Annotated in this window: 15 protein-coding genes; 8 read left to right on the top strand and 7 right to left on the bottom strand. The window is 69.5% G+C overall.

The window, feature by feature from the left end; genetic code table 11:
* Positions 1-3: 3 nt before the first annotated feature.
* Positions 4-726 (top strand): GNAT family N-acetyltransferase, encoded by a 723-nt coding sequence (locus ACQHIV_RS28500; RefSeq protein ID WP_427886777.1) that lies wholly within the window; start codon positions 4-6, stop codon positions 724-726.
* Here the strand turns inward: ACQHIV_RS28500 and ACQHIV_RS28495 are convergent.
* Together ACQHIV_RS28495 and ACQHIV_RS28490 are read right to left on the bottom strand one after the other, a co-directional pair.
* Positions 716-1879 carry an HAAS signaling domain-containing protein gene (locus tag ACQHIV_RS28495; RefSeq protein WP_427886775.1) on the bottom strand — a complete coding sequence of 388 codons (1164 nt, stop codon included), beginning with the start codon at positions 1877-1879 and terminating at the stop codon, positions 716-718. The genes ACQHIV_RS28500 and ACQHIV_RS28495 overlap by 11 nt on opposite strands.
* On the bottom strand, positions 1876-2205 hold the full coding sequence (locus ACQHIV_RS28490; protein WP_427886773.1) for a PadR family transcriptional regulator: 330 nt from the start codon (positions 2203-2205) through the stop codon (positions 1876-1878). The genes ACQHIV_RS28495 and ACQHIV_RS28490 overlap by 4 nt, the downstream gene beginning before the upstream one ends.
* 92 nt (positions 2206-2297) lie before the next feature.
* On the opposite strand from ACQHIV_RS28490, the gene ACQHIV_RS28485 reads away from it, so the two are divergent.
* A complete protein-coding gene (locus tag ACQHIV_RS28485) occupies positions 2298-3224 on the top strand; it encodes a helix-turn-helix domain-containing protein (RefSeq protein ID WP_427886771.1) in 927 nt (308 codons plus the stop codon).
* Positions 3225-3330: 106 nt separating this feature from the next.
* Here ACQHIV_RS28485 and ACQHIV_RS28480 read toward each other — a convergent pair whose 3' ends face one another.
* Together ACQHIV_RS28480 and ACQHIV_RS28475 are read right to left on the bottom strand one after the other, a co-directional pair.
* Positions 3331-4164 (bottom strand): hypothetical protein, encoded by an 834-nt coding sequence (locus ACQHIV_RS28480; protein WP_427886769.1) that lies wholly within the window; start codon positions 4162-4164, stop codon positions 3331-3333.
* 185 nt (positions 4165-4349) lie between these two features.
* A complete protein-coding gene (locus tag ACQHIV_RS28475; RefSeq protein WP_427886767.1) occupies positions 4350-6281 on the bottom strand; it encodes a Xaa-Pro dipeptidyl-peptidase in 1932 nt (643 codons plus the stop codon).
* Between the two features lie 145 nt (positions 6282-6426).
* Between ACQHIV_RS28475 and ACQHIV_RS28470 the strand changes: the two genes are divergently transcribed.
* On the top strand, positions 6427-7440 hold the full coding sequence (locus tag ACQHIV_RS28470; protein WP_427886765.1) for a LacI family DNA-binding transcriptional regulator: 1014 nt from the start codon (positions 6427-6429) through the stop codon (positions 7438-7440).
* A 14-nt stretch (positions 7441-7454) separates the two neighbouring features.
* A complete protein-coding gene (locus ACQHIV_RS28465; RefSeq protein WP_427886763.1) occupies positions 7455-8357 on the top strand; it encodes a 1,4-dihydroxy-2-naphthoyl-CoA synthase in 903 nt (300 codons plus the stop codon).
* Here the strand turns inward: ACQHIV_RS28465 and ACQHIV_RS28460 are convergent.
* Positions 8354-9319, bottom strand: coding sequence for a ricin-type beta-trefoil lectin domain protein (locus ACQHIV_RS28460; protein ID WP_427886761.1), 966 nt, complete (start codon positions 9317-9319; stop codon positions 8354-8356). The genes ACQHIV_RS28465 and ACQHIV_RS28460 overlap by 4 nt on opposite strands.
* 225 nt (positions 9320-9544) lie before the next feature.
* Here ACQHIV_RS28460 and ACQHIV_RS28455 point away from each other — a divergent pair, with 225 nt between their 5' ends.
* From ACQHIV_RS28455 to ACQHIV_RS28440, 4 genes are all read left to right on the top strand, one after another.
* Positions 9545-10069, top strand: coding sequence for a sigma-70 family RNA polymerase sigma factor (locus ACQHIV_RS28455; protein ID WP_427886759.1), 525 nt, complete (start codon positions 9545-9547; stop codon positions 10067-10069).
* Entirely contained in the window at positions 10066-11103 is a 1038-nt protein-coding gene (locus ACQHIV_RS28450) for a hypothetical protein (RefSeq protein WP_427886757.1), read from the top strand. The genes ACQHIV_RS28455 and ACQHIV_RS28450 overlap by 4 nt, the downstream gene beginning before the upstream one ends.
* Complete coding sequence (locus ACQHIV_RS28445) at positions 11094-15593, top strand: FtsK/SpoIIIE domain-containing protein (RefSeq protein ID WP_427886755.1); 4500 nt, start codon at positions 11094-11096, stop codon at positions 15591-15593. Before ACQHIV_RS28450 ends, ACQHIV_RS28445 begins: the two co-directional genes overlap by 10 nt.
* A 287-nt stretch (positions 15594-15880) precedes the next feature.
* Positions 15881-16327 carry a hypothetical protein gene (locus tag ACQHIV_RS28440; RefSeq protein ID WP_427886753.1) on the top strand — a complete coding sequence of 149 codons (447 nt, stop codon included), beginning with the start codon at positions 15881-15883 and terminating at the stop codon, positions 16325-16327.
* Positions 16328-16562: 235 nt separating this feature from the next.
* Here ACQHIV_RS28440 and ACQHIV_RS28435 read toward each other — a convergent pair whose 3' ends face one another.
* Both ACQHIV_RS28435 and ACQHIV_RS28430 read right to left on the bottom strand, forming a co-directional pair.
* The gene (locus ACQHIV_RS28435; protein WP_137255555.1) at positions 16563-16871 is read right to left on the bottom strand and encodes a hypothetical protein; all 309 of its coding nucleotides are present in this window, start codon (positions 16869-16871) and stop codon (positions 16563-16565) included.
* 14 nt (positions 16872-16885) lie between these two features.
* Positions 16886-17788 carry a hypothetical protein gene (locus ACQHIV_RS28430; protein WP_427886750.1) on the bottom strand — a complete coding sequence of 301 codons (903 nt, stop codon included), beginning with the start codon at positions 17786-17788 and terminating at the stop codon, positions 16886-16888.
* Positions 17789-17851 lie beyond the last annotated feature (63 nt).

The following is a 17851-nucleotide window of genomic DNA, read 5'->3' as shown; positions in this document are numbered from 1 at the left end:
CCCGTGCGGGAGATCAAGACGCCGGCCGAGCTGAAGCTGGCGAGTGGGGACGACTCGATCGTCGGATGGGCTGCCCAGGGATTCACCACCGGTGCGCGGGCCTGGCGCGCGGGTTCGGCGGTCGTCGTCGCGGCACCGGACGTGTCCAGACATGACCGGCTCGCTGTCGTCGGGCCGGTGTCGGAAGCGGTCCGGCTGGCGGCCGCCGTACTGACCGAGGTGGGTCCGTCGTTCCGGCCGTTCGGCGACGAGGAGCTGATCCGCGAAATGGCGGAACACCTTCCCGGGCTGGAGTTCGCGGCCGCGTTCGGCTGGATGGACACGGACCAGGTTCCGGACGTGACCACGACCGCGGCCTGGCTGGACGGGGACGCCGGTGTGGCGGCGTTGCTCGACACCGCGTCGCCGTCGTCGTACGCGTGGCCGGGGCATCCCGGCGTACGGCGCTGGGCCGCGGTGACCGGTGACGACGGCGAGCTGCTGAGTGTCGCGGCGGACGCGTGGAGTGCGCCCGGGGTCGGGTTCCTGGCCGGGGTCGCGACGCATCCTGTTGCCCGGGGCAAGGGATTGTCCGGGCAGGTGTGCGGCTTCGTGACCGCCGAGCTGGTGAAGCGGCACGGGCGGGTCGCGTTGATGGTGGACGGCGACAACGCGGCGGCGATCGCGGTGTACCGGCGGCTCGGGTACACCTACCGTCAGGTGGCCGCGGCCGGTCCTAGCGCGTAGGTTTCACCGTCGGCTTCGGTGTCGGGGTGTGTGTCGGCGTCGGCGACGCGGTCGGCGGGGCGAACGGGGCCTTTGTCGTGTCCTTGCAGTTCCTCGCGTTCGTGACCACGCCGTTCTCGTCCGGCACGATCACCGCCTGCGGGAACTGGTTGCTCGTGGTGCCGTGCTGTCCGGGCTGGTAGGTCTCCGCGCAGTCCTGCCGTTCCAGGTCGATCGGGTTGCCGTCCTGGTCGTACAGCCGGACGTCGACCTGCTTGCCCTGGGCATCGAACGGGTAGACGTTCGTGACCGGTGAACCGTTCAGCCGCAGCCCGTTGTCCGGCGGGCTGTACGCCGAGCCGCCGTGCCGCGGCTGGTAGTTGTTCAGGAACCCGAACGACGTACCCATGTACGCCGCCGCCAGGAACGCCGGCACCGCGATCGCGGCGACCACGTTCAGCGGTACGACGTACCACAGCCAGCGGCCGTCCTGCTGGGTGCGCCGGCCCATCCAGATCGACACGGCCGCGCCCGCGAACGCCCCGACCACGGTCACCGCCGGGGCGCCGAACAGCGCGAAGAACCCGCCCGCGCCGATCATGCCGCGGGCGACCCACCAGATCGGCTGCCCGATGGTGCGCAGCTCGTGCCGGATGTTCGGCGGGATCTGGTCGATCCAGCCGCGGACCGTGGTCGCGCCGCGGGTGCCCTGTGGGGTGTCCAGCACCACCTTCGGGTCGTTCCCGCGCAGCGCCACCACCCCGAAGAAGGCCGCCGCGAACAGGATGCCGAACCCGAGCAGCCCGAAGAACGACGTCTCCCGCCGCGACCACGCGAAGATCGCCACCGCGATGAAGAACGGGCCGACGGTGGCCGCGATCAGGCCCCAGCGCAGCGCGTTCCAGCCCGCGTCCAGGCGCTCCTTGTGGCTCTGCCCGACCGGGCCGGTCCGTGGCGGGTAGCCGGCCGCGGTGCGGAGCTCCTCGGCGTACTGCCGTGGCGTTCCGAGGCGGTCCTGGAGCTGGCCGATCGTCGGCTCGGTACCGAACTCGGCCGAGACCTCGCTGAGGTGGCCGCCGACGTCCTGCAGGACGTCCTCCAGCTCGCCCGGCGGCAGGTCGCTGAGCTCGGACCGTACCTGTGCCAGGTAGATCGCCGCCGCCCCGGTGTTCACGCCGCCTCCTTGTCCACCAGCAGCACGGACATGGTGCCGGCGAAGTGGTTCCAGGTCTCGGTGGAGCGGGCCAGGAGCTCACGGCCGGTCTTGTTCAGCCCGTAGTACTTCCGGTGCGGGCCTTCCTCGCTCGGTTGCACGTACGACGTCAGCGCGCCCGCCTGGAACAGCCGCCGGAGCGTCCCGTACACGGACGCGTCCGCGACGTCCTCCAGTCCCGCGGCCCGCAGCCGGCGGAGTACGTCGTACCCGTAGCCGTCGGCCTCCCGCAGGACCGCCAGGACGGCGAGATCGAGAACGCCCTTGAGCAACTGGCTGCTGTCCATGCCGTCACGCTACTACACATAACGGAGTACTCCGCCAACCAGCGCAATTTCGATCAAGTCGGAGCGCGCCGGGTGGGGGCACAGTGGTGCACATGGCGGATGTGTTCGAGGAGTTCGTGGCGGTGGTCGCGGCCGGGCTGAGCGGGCCGTGCGACCCGGTGAACGGCGCCGGGCTCGCGGACCGGGTACATCTGTCGCGGTTCCACTTCGACCGCGTGATCGGCGCGGTCGCGGGGGAGTCGCCGTTCGCGTTCCGGCGGCGGGTGCTGCTGGAGCGGGCGGCGTACCGGCTGCTGGCCGAGCCCGTCGCCGTACTGGATGTTGCTGTCGAGGCCGGGTACGGGTCGAACGAGGCGTTCACGCGCGCGTTCGCCCGGGCGTACGGGATGCCGCCGCGGGAGTGGCGGCGGGAAGCGTCGCGGGTGTTCTTCCTCGCGGCGCCCAGTGGAGTGCATTTCCAGCCGCCGGCCGGACTTCGGCTGCCGGCCCGCAGAAAGGTGAGGGGCATGGACGTACTTGTCAGGATGGTCGAGCACCACGTGTGGCTGACCGGCGAGCTGATCGAACGCGGCGCCCGGCTGGACGCCGCCACCCTGGACCGGCCGATCGAGCTGTCCGTCGAGGGCATCGACGACGACATCTCGATCCGCTACCTGCTCGACCGCCTGGTCTGGCAGGAGGAGATGTGGCTCGCCTCGGTCGAGGACCGCCCGTTCCAGGTCCCCGAATGCGGCCGCCAGGTGGTCACCCCGATCCCGGAGCTCCGCACCAGGCACGCCGAGGCCGGCGCCCGCTTCGTCGCCCTGGTCACCCAACTCAACGACGACGGCCGCTTCGACGAAAGCTTCGTCGACACCACCTGCGAACCCCCAAGGGTCTTCACCTACGGCGGCATGGTAGCCCACGTCCTAACCTTCGCCGCCCACCGCCGATCCCTGTTGATCGGCGCCTTCCACACCGCCGGCCTCACCGACCTAGCCTTCGGCGACCCGATGCAATTCGTAGCTGAAGGCAACTAGTTCGTCGAGTCGTGGAAAGTGGGCGTGAAATAGGGGATTTCTCGACCAATATCCACGACTCGGGTGATGGGGGGTGGAGCCAATCGACACGACTCGGCGGGGTGGGTCAGGCGGCGCGGAGGTAGCGGCGGGAGTGGACGTCTTCGGTGATGCGGGCCACCAGCGTTTGGGGTGTGGCGAAGAGGTCGTGGGCGGTGATTACGCGGACCAGCCAGCCTTCGCGTTCGAGGTTCTCGCGGCGGCGGATGTCCTTGCGCCATTGACGTGCGTCCACCAGGTGGTGTCGGCCGTCGTACTCGATCGCGATCTTGAGGTCGGGATAGGACAGGTCCGGCTGCGCGAGCCAGCCGCCCGCGGAGTCGGTGACGACATGGCCGACCAGCGGCTCGGGAAGTCCGGCGAGGATCAGGAGAAGCCGCAGGGACGTCTCCATCGGCGAGTCCACACCACGCCGGACCAGGGCAGCCGCCTCGCGCGCCAGCCGTACGCCACGCAGACCGCTGGCGGCTGTCGCCACTTCGACCAGGCGCTCGGGCTCCAGTTCGGTCCGGCGTACCAGCGAGTCTCCGGCGGTGACCAGGCCGGTGAGATCCCGGTACGGAGCCAGGTCGAGGAAGGTCCGTTCGGGCGAGGTGAGCGGCAGGCCGTCCCTCAGCGCCCGGTCGAGGTGCTGTACTTCGTGCACACAAAGGCCGCTCACGCGGGGCAGAACCCGGTGCGGATCGCGCTCGACGGTCACATGGACAACCTCACCGCCGGCTCGGTCGTCGGCGGTCCAGAGGTTGAACGCGGTGTGGTGACTCGCCACGGCGTCCGGCGTCAACATCAAGGCGGCCTCGGCCCGCACCCGGGGCGTGACCACGACCCGCGCGTCGGCGTACACAGACCCCAGCACCCGCTGGTACTGCGGTCCGCGCAGAACACCCCGCGAGATCCCCATCCGACGCCCCTGCGCCGCCGTAAACAACACCACCCCATCATCCCGCCTCGCCCACCCGGCCGGCCCGACTTATCCACAGCCCCGCCGAGCCGTGTGGATCGGCTCGACCCAGGAATCGCGAGTCGTGGATTCCGGCGCCCGAAACCCGCGTGTCGTCAGCCGAAACTCACGACTCGGCGGAAGGGTCAGTTCTTGGGGTCGTGGAGGTTGGGGCGTTGGGTGGGGGTGGTGATCTCGACGTCGATCGGCTGGAGTTTGGTGGGGGCGGTGATTTTGCCGCCGGTGACCGGGACGTTGAGTTTTGTTGCGGAGAGGTCGATGTCGATGGTGGCGCCGGTGTCGTTGGGGGTGGTCCACTCCGTGTCGGAGAGGGTGATGGCCAGGCCTACGACGTGGCCCTTGGGGATGATCTCGTCCTGGGCGCGGAGGGGGACGTTGACGGTGGTCCAGGTGCCGGGCTTGAGGGGGGTCGGCGTGGACAGGGACTTGCTGTGGGCGGCGTCGATCCAGCCGCGGCTGACGATGCCGTGATCGCTTTGGGTGGTGAGCTTCTGCACGGTGAAGTAGCAGCTGTCGTCGTAGTCCGTGCTCTCGCCCTCGCACGTGCTCTGGTCGGTACGGCGGATGCCGGAGTAGCGCTGGCCGTCGCCGTACTCGATCAGGCGGGCCGTCACCGGCGTCGTCGTCGAGTCGGACTTCAGCCGCAGCGTGACCGACGGCGTACCGCTGATCCGCAGCGGGGCCGCCAGCGGGGCGGAGAGGAACATCTGCCGGCCCGCGATCACCTCGGACGGATCGGCGACGATGTCGTCCTCGGTGAGGTCCGGGTCGTCGGTGATCGTGACGGTTCCCTTGCCTGCGGCACCTAGCTTGCCTGCCGCGACCGGTACCGACATCGGCCGGTTCACGGCCGGCCAGGTCTTGTAGTCGCGCCAGACGTCCGGCGTCGTCTCGACCGAGACCATCGGCTCCTTCATCACGCCGTTCTGCAGGCCCTGCAGCCAGTAGTCGAACCACTTGTGCAGTTCGTCCACCCACTCGTCGCGGCGGAACTCGAACGGGTCCACGTGGTCCTCGAGCCCGAGCCAGAGCTTGCGCGGCACGTTGTTGCGGGCCAGCGCCGACCACCACTGGGAGAAGTGGTTCGTCTGCACGTTGTAGTCGCTGAGCCCGTGCGTCATGAAGACCGACGCCTTCACCTTCGACGCGTTCTTCGTGTAGTCACGCGCCGCCCAGAACGACGTGTAGTCGCCGGTGTCGTCGTCGTCACTGTCACCGAGCTTGCCGCGTACTTCGTCGCACGCCGGGCTGTCGTGGCCGACGTACCCGCCCAGCCAGGGCATGTAGTCGTCCGAGTACGGTACGCCGCCGGAGCGGGTGTAGTCGTACCACGAGGAGATCGCCGAGATCGGCACGATCGTCTTCAGGCCCTCGACCCCGGTGGCGGCGACGCCGTTCGCGAGCGTGCCGTCGTACGACTTGCCGATCATCCCGACCGCGCCGGTGGTCCAGGTCGCCTTGACCGGCTGCCCGTCGGCGGTGTGCGCGGTGTTGCGGCCGTTCAGCCAGTCGATCACGTCGACCACGGACTGGATCTCGTTCGGCCCGCCGACGTCGCCGCAGCCGGTGGAGCGGCCGGTGCCGAGCACGTCCACGCCGACCATCGCGTACCCGCGCGGCACGAAGTAGTTGTCGTAGAACAACGGCATCTTCTGGATCACGCCGTCGGCGTCGTACGTCTTCTTCTCGTTCTCGTTCCCGCGGCCGCAGCAGGTGTAGTACGGCGAGGCGTCCATGATGACCGGGATCTTCGCGCCGGTGAGCGCCGGTTCGCTGGGCCGGACGATGTCGACCGCGATCACGTCGTTCGTGCCGTCGGAGTCGGTGTCCATCGTGGTGTCGACGTACACCGACTCGCGGATCGCGTCGGAGTAGTCGTAGACCGGCTGCGTGCTCTTGGTGCGCGCGTCGACGTGCTGCGGCACACTGGGTGCTGCGGGGGCCGGCGTACCGGGCCCGTCCGGAAGCGGGGCAGCCATGGCCGGACCGGTGAGGGTCGTCAGGCTGAGCACAGCGGACGAGACCAGGATCGTCACCCTGGCGCGGACGGTCCTCATGGCTGGGAAGGCTAGTCACTCCCGCGCCGCAATGCCAGGTTCTGCCGAGATTGGCAGCGACCTGCCCGATACTCAGGGTGAGAACTGGCGAGTTCGGTAGGGTGACCGCCACCGCCCACCGGGGGGACGTTAGGAAGGGTAGGCCATGAATCTGCGAGCACCGGTGACTTTGCTGGACGTGGCGCAGCGTGCGGGCGTGTCGGTCGCGACCGCCTCCCGCGTGCTGAACGGCGGGGACCGCGTCCCACGTCCGGAACTGCAGGAACGGGTCAAGGCCGCGGCCGACGAGCTCGGCTACACGCCGAACGCGCAGGCCCAGGCGCTGGCCAAGTCGTCCACCAACGTGGTCGGCATCCTCGTGCACGACATCGAGGACCCGTACTTCGCGGCGATCGCGAACGGCGTGATGCGGGCCGCGGACGAGCGTGGGCTGCTGGTGATGATGGCCAGCACGTTCCGCGACTCCGACCGCGAGATCGCCTACCTGTCGTCGTTGCGGGCGCAGCGGGCCCGGGCCGCGGTGATGATCGGCAGCCGCCGTACCGACGCCGACAGCCTCGCGCGGACGGCGACCGAGGTGGAGAGTTTCCTCAACTCCGGCGCGGGTCTGGCGCTGGTCAGCCAGTCCGGGATGCCGGCGCACACCGTTGAGCCGGACAACAGTTCCGGGTCGGCGGACCTCGCGCGGGAGCTGGTCGGGCTCGGCTACCGGAAGTTCGCCGTACTGGGCGGCCCGGAAACCCTTGCCACCGCACGCGATCGGCGCGACGGGTTCGTCGCGGGCCTGGCCGAGGCGGGGCTGGCGGCGGTTCTGGTCGAGGCCGGTGAGTTCACCCGGGACGGCGGGTACGCCGCGGCGGAACAGCTGCTCGACCGGAAGACCGACGTGGACTGCGTGTTCGCGGTGAACGACGTGATGGCGGTCGGCGCGATGTCCGCGTTCCGCGACCGCGGCGTCGACGTACCGGCGGAGCTCGGTGTCGCCGGGTTCGACGACATCGCGACGCTGCGGGACGTGTGGCCGGGGCTGACGACCGTACGGCTGCCGCTGGAGCAGATGGGCCGCCGGGCGCTGGAGCTGGCGGTCGAGGGCGGCGAGCCGACCACCGAGACGTTCAAGGCCGAAGTAGTACTGCGGGAGAGCACCGCGCGGCGCTGAAATATGCTCCAAGGGTGACTGTCTCCGAGATCTTCGACCCGTCGGCCTGGAAGCAGGTGGACGGCTTCGAGCTGACCGACATCACCTATCACCGGGCGGTCGACGCCGGTGTGGTGCGGATCGCGTTCGACCGGCCGGAGGTGCGGAACGCGTTCCGTCCGCGGACCGTGGACGAGCTGTACCGGGTGCTGGACCACGCGCGGATGTCCTCGGACGTCGGCTGCGTGCTGCTGACCGGGAACGGCCCGTCGCCCAAGGACGGCGGCTGGGCGTTCTGCTCCGGCGGTGACCAGCGGATCCGGGGCAAGGACGGGTACAAGTACGCCGAGGGTACGACGGCGGAGTCGATCGACCCGGCGCGGGCCGGCCGGCTGCACATCCTCGAAGTACAGCGGCTGATCCGCTTCATGCCGAAGGTCGTGATCTGCGTCGTACCAGGCTGGGCCGCGGGGGGTGGGCACAGCCTGCACGTGGTCGCGGACCTGACGCTGGCGTCCGCGGAGCACGCGCGGTTCAAGCAGACCGACGCGGACGTGGCGTCGTTCGACGGCGGGTTCGGGTCGGCGTACCTGGCCCGGCAGGTCGGGCAGAAGTTCGCGCGGGAGATCTTCTTCCTCGGCGACGAGTACTCCGCCGAGGACGCGTACCGGATGGGCATGGTGAACAAGGCCGTCCCGCACGCCGAGCTCGAGGCGGTCGCGCTCGAGTGGGGCAAGAAGATCTGCGCGAAGTCGCCGACCGCGCAGCGGATGCTGAAGTACGCGTTCAACCAGATCGACGACGGCCTGGTCGGGCAGCAGCTGTTCGCGGGTGAGGCGACCCGGCTCGCGTACGGCACCGACGAGGCCGCCGAAGGCCGCGACTCGTTCCTCGAGAAGCGCCCCGCCGACTGGTCGCCGTACCCCTACGCTTTCTAGGGTTTGTGCCACTTCTGGTTGGCGCTGCCGCTGCAGCCGCGCAGCGTCAACCGGCCGCCGTTGCCGGCGGCATCGGCCGTGACGCACTTGCCGGCGCTCGGGTTGACCAGCTCGTGGTTGTTGCTCAGGGCAAACTTCTGGGCCCAGCCGCCGTTGCAGTTCACCAGCTGGACCTGAGTACCGTCGGCGGTCGAGGCCCAGGCGAGGTCCATGCACAGGCCCATCGAGCGGACGGTTCCGTCGGGCTGGAAGACCCACTGCTGGTTGGCCGCGTTGCCGCCGCAGTCCCAGACCTGTAAGGGCGTTCCGTCGTGACCGATGCCGTCGGCGGCGTTCGGTACGTCGATGCAGCGGTTGCTCTGGTCGCTCTGCAGCGCGATCGGCGCGGCGGCCGCGGCCGGCGGCTTCCCGGTGTTCGAGTCGTTCGTCCGTGCGGGCGGCTTCGCGGTCACGGTCGTGGTCGCCGTGGTCGTCGCCGTGGTCCGGGTGGTTGCGGTCTTCGTCGCGGTCGCGGTCGTGGTCGCCGTGGCGGTAGTGGTCGCGGTGACGGTCGCGGTCGGCGGCGTACCGGCCAGCGGGGGTTTCGCGGTAACCGTGGTCGGCGGCAGCGTGACGGTGACGCCCGGCATGATCACGGTCTTCACGACCTGCTGCGGATCGCCCTTCACGGTCATCGTCTTCGTCGGCCCCGCCACCTGCTCGGGGTCCGGGGTGACGGTGACCGTCGGCGTCACGGTCGGCCGGCTCTGCGGCACGTAGGCCACGTCGGTGGTGTACGTCGGACCGGAACCGCCGCCGGCGATCGACGAGGCGCCGATCGCGATCCCGCCGATCAGCGCCGCGACCACCGCGGTCGTCGACCAGGCGCGCCGGTCGGGCAGCCGGGTGATCCGGGGCAGCCCCGGACGGCTGGCGAAGGTGTCCGAGAAACGGGACGAACCGGGGGATCGGCGTGACCGCACGACGTGCTCCAGGACTCGGGGACGGACGGGCGAGAGCAGCTCTGCTGCCGAGGATCACCCGGAGACCGGCCCGGCGTCAAACGGTGTGCGGAAACGTGACTGCGATCACTGCACGAGATCAGATTGTTGCTGAGTGTTCATCCATTGGCGTTGCCATGAGAGCGTTCTCAACCTATTTTGAGCCGAGCCAGGTTCTCCACCGCAGTATCGCCCCGAGGGAGACCCATGATCGACGAGCGCGCCTGCCGGACCACCGTCATGGAGCTCTGTCTGGCGGAGCGGGAGAGCCTGTGCCGCTACGTGACCAGCATCCTCGGTCGCGACAGCCACACCGTCGAGGACGTCGTCCAGGAGACGCTGCTGCGGGCATGGCGGCTGGCCGACCGGATCGACTGGCAGGACCGGCCGGTGCGGATGTGGCTGTTCCGCGTCGCCCGCAACCTGGTCGTCGACCACCACCGCCGGTCCGGCCGGGCGGTCCCGGTGGGCCTCGGTGCCGGTGAGCTGGAGGAGCGGGTGAGCCAGCCGGACCCGGCGGAGCAGGTGCTCGACCGGCGGGTACTGGTCGACGTACTGCGCGGCCTGTCGCCCGCGCATCGCGAGGTGGTGGCCCGGGTACATCTGCTCGGGCACGCCGGCGAGGAGGTGGCCGCGGCGCTCGGTGTCCCGATCGGGACGGTGAAGTCGCGGGCACACAACGCGGTCCGGCAGCTCCGGGCCGAACTGAGCCGGGCGGGAGCCGCTGCATGAGCACTGCTTTCGGTGGCGGCGGTGTTCGCGGGGTTCTGGGCTATATCGGTGTGGTCCTGCTGGTCGTGATCCTGGTCAACCTGCTGGTCCGCAAACTCGGCGGCTGGAAACGGCTGCTGCGCTGGATCCGGCGGGAGACCCGGCGGACGGTCCGCGCGTTCACCGAGCCGATCGCGGCCCGCCGGCGGTACAAGCGGCGCCTGCGGCTGCTGACCTCGGTCCTGCGGGACCGGACCGCGTGGTCGGCTGCCGAGCAGGCGATCGTCGCCGCGGCCGCCGTCACCCCGGGCATGGCGCCGTACGCCGTCGCGCTGGCCAAGGACCGGATCGGCGTACTGCTCGCGGGGATGTCCGAGCTCGAACCGCCGGCGCCGTGGAGCGCCGACCCGCTGGACCCGCGGCTGTGGTGGATCCCGCGCGCCGAGGTGCCCGAGACCGGGTCGGTGCGCGAGCTGCCGCTGCTGGTCTGCGCCGGGATCGACTCCGGGGGTACGACGGTGATCATGCTGGACCTGCTCTCCGGCCCGCGGACGTTGTCCGTGTACGGCGTCGACCGGACGGCCCGCGCCGTCGTCCAGGCGCTGGCCGCGCAGCTCGACGTCCGGCTGCCGGTCGGGGCGATCGAAGTTGCCGAGGGCATCCATCCGCGGCACGACGGGATGCCGTTGGAGGAGGCCGCGCGGCGGCTCGGGGCCTGGTTCATCGTCGGCGCCGGACCACTGGCCGGACCACTGCAGGCCGGACGCCGGATGCTCACCCTGGGCGTCGCGCGCGGCAGCAGCCGGTTGCTGGAGGCGCTGCCCGACCAGACCTTGCGGCTGCACGGCGGCGCGACCTGGCTGCGGATCGATCCGTTGCCGTTGGCAAAGGCCGTCGCGCGGACGATCCGGCGACTGCCACCGCACGAGTTCGAGAGCGGCGTACCGTTCAGCCCGGAGACGGTGACCACCGACGAGCTGAGCGACCTCGAAACGCCCGCCGGGTCGGTGGGTGTGTCCGCGGTGACCGACGGGAAGGCCGCCTCGTGGAGCTGAACCTGACCACTGTCGACTCGCGGTCGGGCTCCCGCGCCGACCAGATCGTGCGGATACCACGCGGTCTGTCCGTCGCAGGGCTGGCCGACGGCCTCGGGAAGCCCGGTACGACGCTGTACCTCGGCCGCAAGCGCCTCGATCCGTCGGCCACGCTCGCGAAGTCCGGAGTCCGTGCAGGCGGCGTGATCGGCCTCGGCGGGCCGGTCGACGTACCCGATCTGCTGCAGAGCGCCCCGCCCGGGCACGCGACCGCCGTCGTGGAACTGCACGCCGTCTCCGGGCCGCAGGCCGGGCGCGTGTGGCGGGTCGGGCCGGGCAGCCACGAGATCGGTGCCGATCCGCAGTGCGCGATCCGGCTCGAGGGTGACGACGTACCGCGGCGCGGGCTGTGGGTCACCGTCGGCGCGCGCGGTGAGGCGTACTGGCACCGGACCGAGGACGTCGGCGGCGCGGTCTCGAACCGCCGGATCGGGCCGCCCGCGGACGACGCGGCGACCAGCGCGATCCGCCCGCAGGACGACGAGCCCCTGCCCGGACCGGAACCCCTGCAGCGGGTCGTCGATCCCGGGACGGTGCCCGTCGGTCAGGTGCAGGACTGGCTGCCGGACGAGGACCTGGTGGTCGGGCCGATGCTGCTGCGCTGCAGCGGGGATATCGAGCCGATCGCCGCGATCCGGGTCGCCGACGACGGGTTCGGGCTCGACTACAACCGGCCGCCGCGGCTCGCGCCGCACCTGGACGAGGAGAAGCTCCGGCTGCCGCCACCGCCACCGCCGCCGCAGAACCGGCCGTTCCCGTGGCCCGTCGTACTGATGCCGCTGGTGCTCGGCCTGGTCATGGTCGGGCTGTTCAACTCGTACTACTTCCTCGTCTTCACGCTGGTCAGCCCGCTGATGATGGGGATGAACTTCTTCTCGAGCCGGAAGACCAACCGGCTCGACCACATCAAGGCCCGCCGGCTGTACTTCGCCCGGCAGGCCGCGCTCGACGAGGAGATCGCGGTTGCGGTGGCCCGGGAACGGGTGATCCGGAACCTGACCGCGCCCGACCCGGTCCGGATCGCGCAGCTGGCGACCCGGCCGGGCAGCCGGCTCTGGGAACGCCGCCGGCACGACCCCGACTACCTGCTGCTGCGGGTCGGTACGGCGGACCAGGCGTCGCTGAAGGAGCTCGACGACCAGGGCCGGGAGGAGAACCACCGAACGATCCGGTGGACCATCCCGGACGCGCCGATCGCCGTACCGCTGCGCAATCACGGCGTCCTCGGGATCGCCGGCGAGGCAGCTTCGGTGCGGGCGCTGGCGCGATGGCTGACGATCCAGGCCGCCGTACTGCATTCGCCGCAGTCGCTGCGGATCGTCGTACTCGCGGAGTCCGACGACGCCGCGGACTGGGACTGGGTGCGGTGGCTGCCGCAGCTGCGACCGGGCAAGGGACCGGCGACGGTACTGATCGCGAACGACGAGGCGACCACGGCGGCCCGGATCGGCGAGCTGGTGTCGCAGGTCCAGGGGCGGCACCGGCGGGCCGAGGCGTCGACCGAACGGCAGCCGATGCTCGAGAACGAGATCATGATGATCGCGGACGGGTCGCGGCGGCTGCGCGACGTACCGGGGTTCGTGCAGGTGCTGACCGAGGGGCCCGCGGTCGGGGTGTACTCGGTCTGCCTGGACCGCGACGAGCGGCTGCTGCCCCAGGAGTGCAGCGGGGTGGTGCTGGCCGAGGACGACACGCTGCTCGTCCGGCGGCCGGGGATCCCGGACCAGAAGAACGTTCGCGCGGACCTGGTGACGCCGGAGTGGTGCGAGCAGATCGCCCGGTCGCTGGCACCGGTACGCGACGTCAGCCCGGACCACGACGCCGGTCTGCCGAAGACGGTGAAGCTGCTCGACGAGCTCGACCTGGAGCCGCCGGAGCCTTCCGGCATCCTGACCCGGTGGCAGCGCCGGCCGGCGAGTACGTCGTTCGTCCTGGGGACCGACTTCGACGGGAAGTTCACCGTCGATCTGGTTGCCGACGGCCCCCATGGGCTGATCGCCGGTACGACGGGATCCGGCAAGTCCGAGCTCCTGCAGACGATGGTCGCGTCGCTCGCGGTCGCGAACCGTCCGGACGAGCTGACCTTCGTACTCGTCGACTACAAGGGTGGCAGTGCGTTCAAGGAGTGCGCGGGGCTGCCGCACACGCTGGGCATGGTGACCGACCTCGACGCGCACCTGGTCGAGCGCGTACTGGAGTCGCTGGAGGCGGAGCTGCGGCGGAGGGAGCGGATCCTGGCCGCCGCCGACGCGAAGGACCTGCCGGACTACCAGTCCAAGCGGGTCGCGAACCCGGAGCTGGCGCGGCTTCCCCGCCTGCTGCTGGTGATCGACGAGTTCGCGGCGATGGTGCGGGAGATCCCGGACTTCGTCCCCGGGCTGATCGGGATCGCGCAGCGCGGCCGATCGCTGGGGATCCACCTGATTCTGGCCACCCAGCGGCCGGCCGGCGTGGTGACCGGCGACATCCGGGCGAACACGAACCTGCGGATCGCGCTACGCGTCACCGACCAGTCCGAGAGCCAGGACGTGGTCGACGTGAACGAGGCCGCGTCGATCAGCCCGGGGATCCCCGGGCGGGCGCTGATCCGGCGCGGGCCGCGGTTGGCGGATCTGTTCCAGACGGCGTGGGTCGGGGCCGAGCGACCTTCGGATTCCGAAGAACCGGCCGGTCCGGTCGATCCTGCGGGCGTGCAGGTCACCGAGTTGCCGTGGTCGGAGCTTGGCCGCGCTGTCGATCGGGAAGACGATGATCTCGACGAGAGTCGGCCCACGGCTCCGGCGCCGACGGATCTGCAGGCGTTGGTGCAGGCGTTGCGTACGGCGGCGGCCGAGTTGCCGGACTTCGCCGTACAGCCGCAGCCGTGGAAGCCCGCGCTCGGGCAGCAGATCCTGCTCGGCGAACTGCCCGACACCAGCGAGACGCCGATGTTCGCGCCGTACGCGCTGGAGGACATTCCGGCGTTGCAGCAGCAGCGGGTGGCCGGGCTCGACTTCGAGACGTTCGGCCATCTGTACGTGATCGGGGCGCCGCGGTCCGGGCGTACGCAGACGTTGCGGACGATGGCCGGTTCGGCGGCGAAGAACCTGAGCGTCGCGGACGTCCACATCTACGGCATCGACGCGGCGGGCGGCGGTCTCGCACCGCTGGAGCGACTGCCGCACTGTGGCGCGGTCGTTTCGCGGCACGACATGGAGCGGATGACCCGGCTGCTGCGCCGCCTGAACCAGGAGCTGAGCGAGCGCCAAGAGCTGGCCGGCAAGCACAACGCGACCGGGCTGAACGAGCTCCGCAAGGCACTGCCGAAGAACGAGCGGCCGGCGCATGTGCTCGTGCTCGTCGACGGGTGGGACGCGCTGGCGGCGACGCTGGACGACAGCGACCACAGCCACCTGCTGGCGGACGTCATGCGGCTGCTGCGGGAGGGCGCCGGACTGGGGATGCACGTGGTCGCCACGTCCGAACGGTCGCTGCTCGGCGGGCGGCTGGCGTCGCACAACGACCACAAACTGCTGCTCCGGCAGGCGGATCGGACCGACTACCAGGGCGTCGGCCTGCGGGTGAAGATCCCGTCGATCGTGCTGCCCGGGCGCGGCTGGCACGTACTCACCGGGACCGAGACACAGGTCGCCGTACTGGCCGCCGGTGGCGGTGCCGAGCAGGTGGACGCGATCACCGCGATCGCGGCCGAAGCGGTCAAGCGGGACGCGAAGGTGCCGGCCGCGCGGCGACCGTTCCAGCTGGCGGAGCTGCCGTCGTCGATCGAGTTCGCCGAGGCGTACGAACGCGTCGGCGACGCGGAACGCCGGCCGCAGTGGGGCCTGATCGGCATCGGCGGCGACGACGTCGGTGCCGTCGGGGTGGACCTCGCGGGCGTCGGTTCGTCGTACGCCGTACTCGGCTCACCGGGGTCCGGACGGAGCAACGCGCTGTCCTGCTTGGCGGTCTCGCTGCTCGCAGGTGGTTCCTCGCTGGTCGTCATCACCCCACGCGAGTCCCCGTTGCGGATGCTCGCGCGGCACCCGCACGTACTGCTGATGGATCAGGCCGACCCGGCGGACGACGTACTCCGCGGAGCCCTGGAGCAACTGCCGCCCGGGCCGAAGGTGGTCGTCATCGACGACGCGGACCTGATCATGACCGCCGCCGCCGACAAGCTCCTGAAGGACATCGTCGTCTCCGGCCGCGACCAGGGCCTGGCCCTGATCTTCGGCGCCACCACCGACGGCTTCCAGTCCGGCATGAGCGGCTGGGCCGGCGCCGCCCGCCGAGCCCGCCGCGGTCTGTTGCTCGAGGCCCGCTCCTTCAGCGACGGCGAACTGATAGGCGTCCGCCTAGCCGCCAACATAACCCGCAGCACCCCCCGCCAAGGCCGCTCCTGGACCACCGGCCCCGCCTCCACCCCCATCCCCGTCCAAGTCCCACTAACAGTTCTGAAACCCCAGCAGTGAGAAACTATGAGAAGTAGAACAAGAAATAAGGGAGAAATAAAAGAAGGGAGATCGGGGAAAAGAACAATTATAGAGTGGTGGCTGGCTCCGGCGGTGAGCCGGAGGTTCGTGTCAGCCGAAGAGACGATGGTCTCCGCGCCGCCCATTGCGACCGCCAATCGCTCGGCGTCCTCAGATCCGGTCCCAAGGGCGTTGTCAGAGCCAGTCGGCAATGCATCCGATGACGTGGTGGGGCGTATCGCGAGTCCGGATTGCATTGCTCGGCGTCTGCCGCCAGAGTCGTGGGCATGGGATCGAGCTTCACGGACTTCCGGGGGTACGGCTTCTGGGCGCGGGACGGTCTTCTCGAAGTCTGGCTCGAGGTGCTTGCTGAGGTTGTTCCCGCCGACGCGCCGAGGTGGCTGCGTGACGCCGAGCGGCATTGGCGACTGCACGCTCGCGCCGGCTTCCAAGGATGTGTCGACGCCGACCTGGATTCGCGGCTTATCTCGGACGACCGGGTCGAGACCTTACTTGCGCTCATGGACCAGGCGTATGAGCACGTTTTCCGGGTCGCGGGCGAGACGGGCCATGTGCCCGCCGCGTGGCTGAATGACCGAGGTGTTGGCGGCGAGGGTGTCGTTTGGACCTGCGATTTAGAACTTGGCTCGGTACGTCGAATTGCTGACGCGTTCGTTGCGCTCCTCACCGGCGAGTTGGAGACAACCGCAGCGACCAGTCGAGTCCTGCAATAGCGTGCATGCGCGTCACTCCAACCTGCGCTATGCGCCCGCCGTTCAGCCCGGAAGCTGGGCCGCTTCCTCGCGAGTCGCGGTCGCTGTCGGGCCTTGTAGATGCCCCGGCGGCGCCTGATTGAGCATTTGGTTTGGCAGGCCGGCTGTCGCCGGCGCGCCAAACTGGGCCACATGCAAAGCAGCAATATTCTTTGCTTTTGGTTCCTTGTTTTTCTTTCTGTTCTTCCTGGGTCTCTTACTTCTTCTGGTTGAGGCTGTCGCTGATGCCCTTGTCGAAGTCTTCGGCGTTTTTCATGATGCTGTTGAACATTTCTTTGAAGTCTTCGATGCCCTTGACGGCGAGGTTGAGGCTGGTGTCGAACTGGTTGTAGGTGTTGCGGATTACCTCGCTGGACTGTTTGAAGACGAGGCCGTCCTCGACCAGGTGGTTGACCTTGTTGCGCAGGTTGACGATGAGCGGGACGATCTGTTCGTGGGCGTTGTGCAGGAGGTTGGCGACCTCGGTGATCTTGCCGTACTCGAGGTTGATGCCGTCGTACGCCATGACTGCGCTGCCTTTCAGTAGGTGATCGGGATGTAGGTGTCGTCCGGGGTGTTCCGGTCGATGCTTTCCTGGGTTTCGACCCAGTCGGCCGAGGTGCCGTCGGAGTTGTCCGGCCCGCGGGTGTAGTCGTGGACGGTGCCGTCGCTGTCGGTCGAGTGCTTGGTCCCGCTGCCGTCGCCCTTCAGCGCCACGTCGCTGGTGTCCTTCTTGCCGTCGGAGTCCGTGCTGGTCGTGGTCGTCGTACTGCTGCCGTCGTCCTTCAGGTGCGTGTCGTCGTGCACGGTGCTGCCGTCCGGATACGTGCTGTCGGTGATCACGTGGTGCTTGTCCTCGGTGTACGTCGACGTCGACGTGTACGTCTTCCCGTCGTACGTGACCGTGGTCTCCTCCTTCACCACGTTGCCCTTGTCGTCCAGGGTCAGGTGGGTGTGGATGTTGCCGCGGTCGGTCGTGATGGTCTGGTCGAGCGGCTGCTGCCCGGGGTCCGTGGCGCTGCAGAAGTCCGGCGCCTTCTGGCCGGCCGGGAGGTTCTCGCACTCGCTCTTGTGGGACTGGTAGTAGTCCCAGGTGTCCTTCTGCCGCTGCCAGTTCGACAGCGCCAGGTTGCTGTTCGTCACGTTCATGCCCTGGGCGATCTCGGCGTCGAACTGCAGGAACGCCTCGCCGACGGACCCGAACGAGTTGGCCAGCTCCTTCAGGCCCTTCTCGGCCTTCGTCATCGTGCCCTGTGCGTTCGTGTGCAGGTCGGTGATCGCGAGGTCGATGTCGCTGCTGCCGAGAACGCTCGAACTGTCCTGCCCGGCCAGCGTGCTGAACAGGCTGTCGTTCAGCGTCGGCTCGATGTTGTTCGCCAGGTCTTCGAGATTGCGTTTGGCGTCGTTCAGCAGGTTGTAGTTCATCTTCAGCTTGTCCGGCACAGCGATGCCTCCTCGAACACGACGGCTCCGTCCTGACCACGCCGCAGCCCACGGTCGGGTTCA

The organism is Kribbella polygonati (assembly GCF_050320105.1).
Lineage (GTDB): Bacteria > Actinomycetota > Actinomycetes > Propionibacteriales > Kribbellaceae > Kribbella.
The sequence above is the reverse complement of the archived record's forward strand: the minus strand, read 5'-3'. Positions and strand labels throughout refer to the sequence as shown.